The organism is Paenibacillus koleovorans NBRC 103111, from assembly GCF_004000845.1.
GTDB lineage: Bacteria > Bacillota > Bacilli > Paenibacillales > NBRC-103111 > Paenibacillus_AA > Paenibacillus_AA koleovorans.
On sequence record NZ_BIMA01000187.1, the window covers coordinates 1 to 8,934 of the forward strand.

10 protein-coding genes and 1 pseudogene are annotated in these 8,934 nt (G+C 46.4%); 2 read left to right on the plus strand and 9 right to left on the minus strand.

The window, feature by feature from the left end:
• The 8 genes from PKO02S_RS32980 to PKO02S_RS30910 all read right to left on the minus strand — a co-directional run.
• A partial coding sequence (locus PKO02S_RS32980) for a hypothetical protein (protein ID WP_218033975.1) occupies positions 1-232 on the minus strand: 232 nt, incomplete at its 3' end.
• The gene (locus PKO02S_RS30880; RefSeq protein ID WP_127588945.1) at positions 207-506 is read right to left on the minus strand and encodes a hypothetical protein; all 300 of its coding nucleotides are present in this window, start codon (positions 504-506) and stop codon (positions 207-209) included. The genes PKO02S_RS32980 and PKO02S_RS30880, both read right to left, overlap by 26 nt.
• Positions 507-1,173: 667 nt before the next feature.
• Positions 1,174-2,421: a hypothetical protein gene (locus PKO02S_RS30885; protein ID WP_127588947.1), complete on the minus strand. Its 1,248-nt coding sequence runs from the start codon at positions 2,419-2,421 to the stop codon at positions 1,174-1,176.
• A 32-nt stretch (positions 2,422-2,453) separates the two neighbouring features.
• Entirely contained in the window at positions 2,454-2,705 is a 252-nt protein-coding gene (locus PKO02S_RS30890) for an HU family DNA-binding protein (RefSeq protein WP_164821797.1), read from the minus strand.
• 13 nt (positions 2,706-2,718) lie between these two features.
• Complete coding sequence (locus PKO02S_RS30895; protein WP_127588951.1) at positions 2,719-3,198, minus strand: YfbM family protein; 480 nt, start codon at positions 3,196-3,198, stop codon at positions 2,719-2,721.
• 24 nt (positions 3,199-3,222) lie between these two features.
• Positions 3,223-4,644: a hypothetical protein gene (locus tag PKO02S_RS30900; protein ID WP_127588953.1), complete on the minus strand. Its 1,422-nt coding sequence runs from the start codon at positions 4,642-4,644 to the stop codon at positions 3,223-3,225.
• Between the two features lie 453 nt (positions 4,645-5,097).
• Positions 5,098-5,544: a prepilin peptidase gene (locus PKO02S_RS30905; protein ID WP_127588955.1), complete on the minus strand. Its 447-nt coding sequence runs from the start codon at positions 5,542-5,544 to the stop codon at positions 5,098-5,100.
• Between the two features lie 4 nt (positions 5,545-5,548).
• Positions 5,549-6,301, minus strand: a complete 753-nt coding sequence (locus PKO02S_RS30910; protein ID WP_127588958.1) for a LytR/AlgR family response regulator transcription factor — start codon at positions 6,299-6,301, stop codon at positions 5,549-5,551.
• A 202-nt stretch (positions 6,302-6,503) separates the two neighbouring features.
• Here PKO02S_RS30910 and PKO02S_RS30915 point away from each other — a divergent pair, with 202 nt between their 5' ends.
• Together PKO02S_RS30915 and PKO02S_RS30920 are read left to right on the plus strand one after the other, a co-directional pair.
• Positions 6,504-7,805 carry a sensor histidine kinase gene (locus PKO02S_RS30915; RefSeq protein ID WP_164821798.1) on the plus strand — a complete coding sequence of 434 codons (1,302 nt, stop codon included), beginning with the start codon at positions 6,504-6,506 and terminating at the stop codon, positions 7,803-7,805.
• A complete protein-coding gene (locus PKO02S_RS30920) occupies positions 7,793-8,590 on the plus strand; it encodes a LytR/AlgR family response regulator transcription factor (RefSeq protein WP_127588962.1) in 798 nt (265 codons plus the stop codon). The genes PKO02S_RS30915 and PKO02S_RS30920 overlap by 13 nt, the downstream gene beginning before the upstream one ends.
• A gap of 37 nt (positions 8,591-8,627) precedes the next feature.
• On the opposite strand, the pseudogene PKO02S_RS34125 reads toward PKO02S_RS30920, so the two are convergent.
• Positions 8,628-8,768: pseudogene (locus tag PKO02S_RS34125) on the minus strand (IS4 family transposase); the annotation flags it as partial.
• Positions 8,769-8,934: the final 166 nt, after the last annotated feature.

An 8,934-nucleotide genomic window follows, 5' to 3' on the forward strand; every position in this document is an offset into this window, starting at 1 on the left:
TAATCGAACTCCTAAGTGTATCATTGGGTTGTTCCTCAATTGGACCAACTATAACGGCTATTCCCTTGATCCCATAAGTAAAACCATCTTCTAGCTGATCTATCTCATTCCTTGCTTCTCCTACAGCATAAGGTTTCAAATTGGGCTTATATTCGTTCTGTGTACTGTCACGAAAATACATCTCAATGAAATCCATTGCCATTTCTTTATTGCCTGCATAAATTAGCAACATGCCCAATCACTCCAGTAGCTGGTACTGCAGCATCAACGTAAATAAGATCACCAATTTGAAGTTGAGTCCAGTCAACGGTGCCGTTAGTGTTTATTGCATTGATTTCCATACCATAACCTTGGTTGAATTTAGCAACCTGATTTGATGTACTGTTAGGCAACATATAGTCAAGGAACTCTAAATTGTTATTAACCGAGGCCGCAGATCTAGCGCAATCAAGACCATTTGGCTGCCCGACATTTACATCCGGCCCTACAGGAAAATTAAGGTTCAACTGGGCTCCTCCCAATGTATACCGTGAGGGTACTGGCTCCTTTTAATGAATATTTATAAACGGATTGGATTTCCGGTCATTGGCCGGTCGATTCCGGGTTTTCATTGGAACACATCCAGCTCCGAACAACCCGCTTATGATGGTCATTCCGCTTCCGTGGCGGACGGTAAGCAAACGCGAGTTTCTTTCGTGGAATTCCAAGGCACCTGACAAGGATTGAGGATGACTTGCACCAAATTGGAACGGAACAAAGAGAAGCGCTAATCGCTCAAAAAATGAAATTCAGGGTTCTATTCCTGAGGTCCAGCCGTTGGATAAAACCCCTAATCAGCGTCATTACGCCTACCTATAATCGACCGTCCACTTTGTGTGAGATGCTCGAAAGCTTGTTTGGAGAAGAGAATACTGGGGAGTTGATGAATGACCAGCGCGATCTCGTTTACTACGATGCTGCTATTGTTGAGCTTGTATCTATTGGAAATTCATCATGTGAGCGAAGCCTTCGACGGAGACATTTATCACTAGTGGGATCGGGACTTTTTTCTGAGAGTTTCCGGTCTGTTTCAAGTAAACCGCGTCCCCGCCGCATTTTGTATGCATTTTCTACTTCGAACGGGATGATCTCTCTGCGGATCCTTTCCGCTGCCGCATCCCGGCTGTTGCTGTTTTAGGGGGTTTTTCCTTCCCTCGCTAAAAATCCAAGCACTTTTTCGATCGTTTCGTTTTCCCGGGTTCGATTCAGCTTCACATCCAGGTCCGGATTGGTAACAAATCGATTTCCCAACTGATAATAGATGCCGGCAATTGGAAACGGCTGCGCTCCCGTCGGTCCTACCCCCGTCATATAATCCGCGATCACGATTACATCCTTCCACCCGTCCTGATTGACATCTCGAAAGGCTACTGCCCGAATATCATAAAGCCACCAACCCGTGTTGCCTGTGAACGAAGGAAATTCATATTTCAGCCCTCCCGATTCATCCGCTAAGAAAAACACCGCTTCCGCTTTCGGTGTCTCTCTTTTGCCAGAAATGAATTTCACCTTCCCCCATGGATCCAACGTAACCGTGAACGATTGATGCTCCAACGGTTGGACTCCATCCATACGAATTCCTGCCTTCTCGTCCGGGTCCCCTGCCGCCCTCTCGAAAGTCTGATTATTCTCATTGTACACCCAGTGCAACCGGCTATCCCTAATATGAAATTTATTGTCCTCTAATGACATCGACATGGAATGGCCGACAGCCGTGTTATGAATCACGCCCTTGTAAACTCTCATCTCTTTGTCCCCGTCAGGCAGCGCGCCTAGGGAAACAGGTTTCCAGCGGCCTGCCTGCTTTTCGAAAATCGCGATGTAGGAAGCTTCTGTTTTGTAGATCCCGCCGAGCAAAAAAAGCGTATGATCCGTAACGTAGTGCAGACCGCTTAGATAGGGAGAGGATCGGAGCAGTGGATCGCACTTCAGTTCGCCCTCGTCGTAATACTGGTAATAGATCGTACGCGCCCCAATCGTCCCTGAAATGTCGACCGGACTCGACCACTGGAAGAGGCGGCCATTTTTCCCCACGGTGGAATCTATATGGATTCCTTGGTCCATCCAGTCCAGATTGTCTACGTAGCTTCCTTCCATCTCGAGATAGGCCCGCAGCAGGTCCAACGCCTTCTCGAAGGATTGGGTCCTTAGTGTCTGGTCCGCTCCGGGATGATTCTCTGATGCAGCCAGTGCCGCTGTAATTTCTTGCTTGATGGCCTCCCTCTGGATTTCGGAGGTCGAAGGCTGCACAGACGATGCTGCCACGATGCCGGGTGTTGATGCTGCTGCCGGCGCTCCGGCGACGGCCGGCGTAACTTCAGTGGAAGGAGATGCCTGTTCCTCGCATCCCCCTACTACAGCAATCACAAGAATTGCAGCCATCAGAACCAATCCGTTGCAAATTTGGCCTTTTGCTACGGAATCCAATTAAACCTCACGTCCCTTTTCCCGGGAATGACGATATGCTCCCCGGTGGCGGGGTTCCGTCCTGGAAGATCTGGGATATCCCTTACTTTAAACATGCCGAGTCCCGGCACCCGTACCGGCTCTCCTGCTTTCAGCCGTGCCCCGATCGCTTCCAGATATTGTGCCACCACATCATTGACTTGCGTTTCCTCGATTCCTAGTGTTTCTGCTACCTGCTTATGGAGTTCTGTTGAAAGCATAGTCTTTTTCCCCTTATGTTTGATAATGCAAAATCGCGTAGCCTTTCGCCGCCGTATCCCGGTAAAAGTCGACCATTTCCCAGTAATAGTTGAAAACATACTGAAGCTCGTCTTCGCTTTCCCAGTCCACCGTCTGCGGATAAATGCCCAGTTCCGTCATCTTGTCAGGCTGATAGCGGTCCACTAGAGGCTGCCCCTTCAGCTCCTCTAACACCGAGGCGATTGTTTTCACTTCTTCATCGGTCAGATATCGAACCGTATATGTTTCCCCACCCTCGATTTCTGTGCCTCCAATTACGACATCAACCATAGGCTCATCCCCTTCCCAGGCTGTACCGTTCAAAATAAAATGAATCGCATGCCAAGCTTTGTCCAGGTATAAAGGCTGCAATTGCTTGTCTTCAAATAAGTACGTTTGGAGATCCAGTCTCCCTTCCAAAATATCCCTCAACGCTTCGACAGTGATGGGTCTCATGTGTGCAACCGTTGACATGGATGCGCCTCCTGCGAGTAGTTGTTAGGTTCGGCTTTCAAACCCACTAAGTTCGGGTCTGTATTTCCATCTGAAAAAAGGGTTGGTTACATCGCTTTCCGAAACGATTTCCAAATCGGTCCCTTTGATCACAATTTGTAGCGGTGTGCGGGAATTGTCAAGGATGATATGCTTCTCTTGATCCATTTCGGAAACCGTTAGCAGTCCCTTTGTATCCGGTATTGCCTTCAGACTCTCCGGTACCCAGCGTCCCGTGTGATATGACCATTGTCCGATGAAAATGGCATTCGCAAATGAGGTTCGCCTTCCGGATATGAGAAGCTTGTCTTCCGCAAACAAATGCTCTGAATAAACAAGCGGCTGTTCTTCCCACAAGGCATCGGCTTGTACTTTTCCGTCTTTCACATATTGGATGATCATCGAATGTCCGGTTTTTCCTAGAATCGGCTCCGAGAACAGCTTAATGAATCGGCTGTCTTTCCCTGCGGCCACAATTTCGAGCGCCATCCCGCTCCACTTCAAGTCGTCCTGCCAGGATTCGTCTGACTCGTCGAGGTAGCGGATCAACAGCTCTCTCGCATTAGTGAAAGCTCCTTCTACCCGACGGTCCTCCTCCTGACTCGAGTTCGAATTCAATGGTTTCTCTGTTCTGTAGATGGCTGTGGACTTGATGATCTCTGCTTTCCTCACATCGGCTATGTGGCCTGCAGGAGCATACAAGTAATCCGCTACATACCACTGATTGTTGGCTCGGACAAACTGAAATTCTACATCAACCGGATAATCTCGCACAATCACTAGGTTAGCTTTTAACGTAAGGCGGTCCCCGTTCCGCGCCATTTTCAATTCGTTGATTTTCTGCACATGCTGAGGCAAGAAGTAATAGACACGGCCCGGGTGATCAATCCGATACCCGCCTTGGACTGCTGTGTAGGCTTGTTGGAATCGTTTTTGCACGAAATCAGGTGTGTATACTCGTCCTAGCCAATCCGCGATTTCCTTCCGATGCTGCTCCAACACGGCAAGTCCTTCATTCATCATGGCACTAATGTACATATGCTCAACATCCATGACCCATTTGAAAAGGGCTTCTTGATCGAACTTGTCGATGGTATCTTGCTGCAGAACGGGGAAGGGGGTCAGACTTTGTCCGAATAGGGGGTTGATGTCCTCCCACCTAATTCCGGCTTGGTCCCAGCTATCCGGCTTAATCTCTGTATTTGTCGTATATGTTACCTGATCATATAAATTGTACAACTTGGTAGTCGCGTCCCCATCGTACACATCCCCTGAGATAGGATCGGCGTATAAGCCTCTCCCGGCTCCTTTCGATCTTGGAGCAAGACCAATTAAATACAACCCACTTTGTTTTTCAGGTCCAATTCGGACTTCATCCACACTTACTTCCAAGGCATCGTTCTCGATTGGCCAAGTCTTTATGATCAAATTCTTTACCTCAAGCGTCGTAAGCCTTCTAGAAACTGATTGAATGGGGGTTAGCGTAGAATGGGGTAGCGATGGACTAGGAGATGATGGCTCAGTAATACCAGTAGGTCTTGGTGTCACTGATGGCGTTGCTGATGCGAAGACAGATCGTTGTGTAGGTGCTGCCGATGAAGAAGTTGTGGATGTAGGAGCAGTAGCAGCTGCTTGTATGTCTTCTGCGTTGTTAGAGGTAGGCTGCGTTGCAACCATGTTCGGACTAGAGGAACTCTTTTGACCGGTGCTAGTGATTTCATCTTGGCACTCGCCCAGTAAAACTGGCATACACATCACACAAAATAGAAAACATTTTGTGAACCGGTTACCCAACTGCATCTCCTACTTCCTTAGTCTACAATTTATGAGGCCCGCCAAGTGTTAATGACGGACTCCCTGAAGCTTGCTTCTAATGCCAGCTTACCCACTCAAAAACCACGCGAGCAAGGCTCCCAACGCCAAATAAGGGCCGTATGCCATGTATTGCTTCCGATCCCCTTTTCTCTTCAATAGAAGCAGCGCTCCTGCACCCCCTCCAATCGCCGTACCTAGAAGAATCGCTACAAGTGTACCCTGGACACCTAAATAGATCCCGCAAACCGCGACAAACTTAACATCCCCGAATCCCATCTTCCCCCGACTCAAGAGATACAACAAGAAAAGAATGAAAAAACCCGTCAGCATGCCCGATAGCGATTCTATCAAAGAATCCTGCCAATCCTTTTGTACGACCTGCAGGACACCCCCCGCCATAAGCCCATACAGCAAAATACGATTTGGGATCGTAAAGGTCCTATAGTCTACAATAGAAACCCACAATAGAAACAAAAAAAAGAGAATCACTTCCACAACTGCTGAAATGCTCATCTCGTCAAAAACCTTTCACGCTGCCTAAATGTTGGGTCATGCTAACAAAACTCGGATAACTGCGCCTGCTCATAGGGATACGTTGCTCACAGTGAAATAATGTAATCACATAATTCCCTTCCACCAAGAGGTCCGGGCTGACGGAGCAAATGTAACTGGTGTTCACCAGAAAGCTGCGATGCGGGAAAAATACCGGAAGAGTGAATTGAGCGTGAAGATCCTTTAATGAAGTGCTGGTCTCCACGATCTCCCCGGATCGAAGCACAATCTTGCTAGTGCGATTATCCATCTTCTCGATATAAATAACATACTGTTGATTCATGTGCTTGGTTCTGTTGCTGAATTTGCAAGCGATGAAGGTGGGCGGCATAGCACCAAGCAAATGGACTCTATTGTGAACCCGTTCCATCGCTTTGAGGAACCGATTTCGTTCAATTGGTTTCTCGATATAATCTACCACACCCAGTTCGTAACCGGCCTTATAATGTCTTGAATCGGAAGAACTGGTTGCAATGATGATCTGCGGGAAAAACCCCTGGTCAAGAATAATTTTACATGCTGAAATACCATCCAATTTCTCCAGTCGGATATCCACAATCAATAGATCCGGGCGGTGCCTGAGATAGCTATCTACAAGCCGCTTACCTGTAGAAACACAATCCAAGACGGTCATTCCAGCTTCCTTCACATAGCTCTGCATCAATTGCCGGTTACCGGCATCTTCTTCAGCAATAAGCACAGTCCCATGAATAACCATTATTCCCTACACCTGAACCTTCTGTTATGATATATGCGTGGAATAGTTAACATTTTATACCATGCCTTCCGCTTCATACAGTGCTATGGAATATGATGTCGGCACTAGTGGATATTCGGAGAAAAAATTGTCGAAAAATATTGGAAGAAATCGAAAAACCGCTTATAATCAGAACTGTACCTTGATAGTAGGAGTTCGGTTGATGCTCATTAATAAAAAGGTTCTCCTTACTACGTGCATTCTCATAGCATTAACTTGTATTAGCACCTCTGGTGCTGCATACTATTTTTCGACCAAACGGACGCTCACTACCCATTTGAAGGAGAAACTGGAGCTAATCAGTCAACAGATCTATGAGCATATCGAGGTAAAGTATCCCTCTGAATTTATGGTGGCAGCTGGCAGCGCAGCGTTATTAGACTATCGCGAAACTGAAGTTGAAGTTACGTGGACAATCGACTCCATATTGGAGATGGATTCATCTATTCTTGAGGTAACTATTTTCAATCTGGATCCTGTCCAGGAAGTGAAGTACGGTGATTATACATACGAGGATGCAGATGATTTATTCTATATTTTTGCAACATCAGAGCTGAACGGCACCGTTTCTTACCAGTCTACAATAAAGGGTGATTCCGTTTACAAGTTCTTCACACCCGTCCAGAACTCGAGCCTCCCTCTTGTTATCAGTCTTGTTACAGACTACAGTCCCATAAGAAGCGTTTTAATCAAGCAAGTCCTTCAGCACTTGGCTGCAGTAACTAGCGCCTCGTTCCTGTTGATCTTGCTAAGCGTACTGGGAATACGAGTTTTCGGAAAAAATAGTTTCTTGGTTACGGACAACTATGTCCCCGCTGACATTGAACAACAATGGAAAAACCTGTACGTTTCAATTCGTGGACAGCGCCATGATTTCTTGCATCATATAGCTGTTCTTCGCGAGTTAACTGCTAACCGGCAGTACGAGCTAGTCGGCAACTACTCGCAACAACTTACCAAAGAAACGATGATTCTAAATGAAAGCCTTATGATTGGCGACCCCATACTATCCGCCATTATTCATTCCAAGAAAGTCGAATCGATTAGCAGAGGGATTGAATTTACGTGCAATTTCGCAGCGTTGCCCAGCGATCTGCCAATAGCTGCTATGAACTCACTAGATCTTGTGAAAGTCATTGGTAATCTAATAGACAACGCCATGGATGCTCTGGACGTGTCACTGGTCGAACGAAAGCAAATCATAGTAGAGGGGAAGACGGAAAGAAATTACTTTATTTTATCGGTAAGCAATAATGGTTGTCCGATCCCCGAAGCTAATCAAAACATCATCTTCCAGACTGGATTCTCAACCAAATCAAATCGTCATTTAGGAATAGGGCTTACTATTGTAAAGGGTATCGTACTCAAGTATAAGGGAACCATTCATTTCGAAAGCAATGACACGAGTACCGCCTTCACAATCATCATCCCATCCAAGAAAGGTCATTTTCCATGGAACCATTGACGAACGAGCCTCTCAGTGTCGTAATAGCAGAGGATGATATCTTTCTCAAACAGAATATGATACAGTTCGTATGCGGGCTAGGGCATCATGTACCTTGCACAGTCAGTTCGGGAGCCAAGCTGATCGAGGCTTGTGCCTTGTACAAGCCCGACCTTCTGATCGTGGATATTGGTCTTCGCAAGAGCGATGGCATAGAGGCCTGCAAAGCCATCCTCACGCGTGGATTTTCCCCTGAAATCATCCTGGTGACGGCGTCGACAACCCCTGAGGATCTATTGGCCGGTTATGAATTGAACTGTATCTCCTATTTGGTAAAGCCTCTGGATTATGAAAAGTTAGCCAACGCCGTACATACCGCAAAAACCAGAATGATTCAGAAACGAGCTTCCCTGCTACCGGTGACAACATTAGCTCCCACTCATTGGATTCAATGCAAATGGAAGTTCAAGATCCGCCAGATTGCCGAAGAACATATACTGTTCATCAAGAAAGAAGAGAAGTTATTGACGCAGGTGTATCTAACCGGACAGGAAGTTATAAGCACGAGCTCTACCTTAAAAGAAATTCAAGCCCAATGCTCCCATCGCATCGTTCGGACTCACAAAAGCTATTTGGTGAATCTCCAGTATGTGAAGTCGGTGTTTCCGAGCATTACATATATGGGGTCGTATGATTTATCTCTTGTTGGCTCTTCCTTGATCGTCCCTCTTTCCAAGCGCTTGGTTTCTAATTTTCATGAAGCGCAGAGAATGGTGAGTCAGGGAGCACAGAAGCAGCTGGAGTAGGTGAATTGCCTGAATTAGTTGGTATTGAGATGCATGTAACAACGCGAAATAAATAGGCACAGGTGAATCCAAATTTCTTCTTGAAACCTGCGCCATTTAAGTATTTAAGTACGTTTAGCTCGAGAAATACCGGTTTGATTTCTTTGGGCGGTTGATCTCGTGACCGTTGTTGTTCTATCCTAAAGAAGGCATCTCTTCAGTGTGGTAGTGTAGACTTCGACACTCTTACTTTGTCAGACGCAGAGTTTTTTCATTTTCTTCAAATCCACGATAGAATTGGTTTCACATTAGGCTACACGTACTGCCAAACTGTTTTTACTCTGCGAAAGTCGAGAAATTAACAA

Bases quoted from the DNA above. Each gene is read 5' to 3' on its own strand.
- PKO02S_RS30885 (WP_127588947.1), bottom strand. From the start codon at position 2,421: ATGGCTGCAATTCTTGTGATTGCTGTAGTAGGGGGATGCGAGGAACAG.
- PKO02S_RS30890 (WP_164821797.1), bottom strand. From the start codon at position 2,705: ATGCTTTCAACAGAACTCCATAAGCAGGTAGCAGAAACACTAGGAATC.
- PKO02S_RS30920 (WP_127588962.1), top strand. From the start codon at position 7,793: ATGGAACCATTGACGAACGAGCCTCTCAGTGTCGTAATAGCAGAGGAT.
- PKO02S_RS30915 (WP_164821798.1), top strand. From the start codon at position 6,504: ATGCTCATTAATAAAAAGGTTCTCCTTACTACGTGCATTCTCATAGCA.
- PKO02S_RS30910 (WP_127588958.1), bottom strand. From the start codon at position 6,301: ATGGTTATTCATGGGACTGTGCTTATTGCTGAAGAAGATGCCGGTAAC.
- PKO02S_RS30895 (WP_127588951.1), bottom strand. From the start codon at position 3,198: ATGTCAACGGTTGCACACATGAGACCCATCACTGTCGAAGCGTTGAGG.
- PKO02S_RS30905 (WP_127588955.1), bottom strand. From the start codon at position 5,544: ATGAGCATTTCAGCAGTTGTGGAAGTGATTCTCTTTTTTTTGTTTCTA.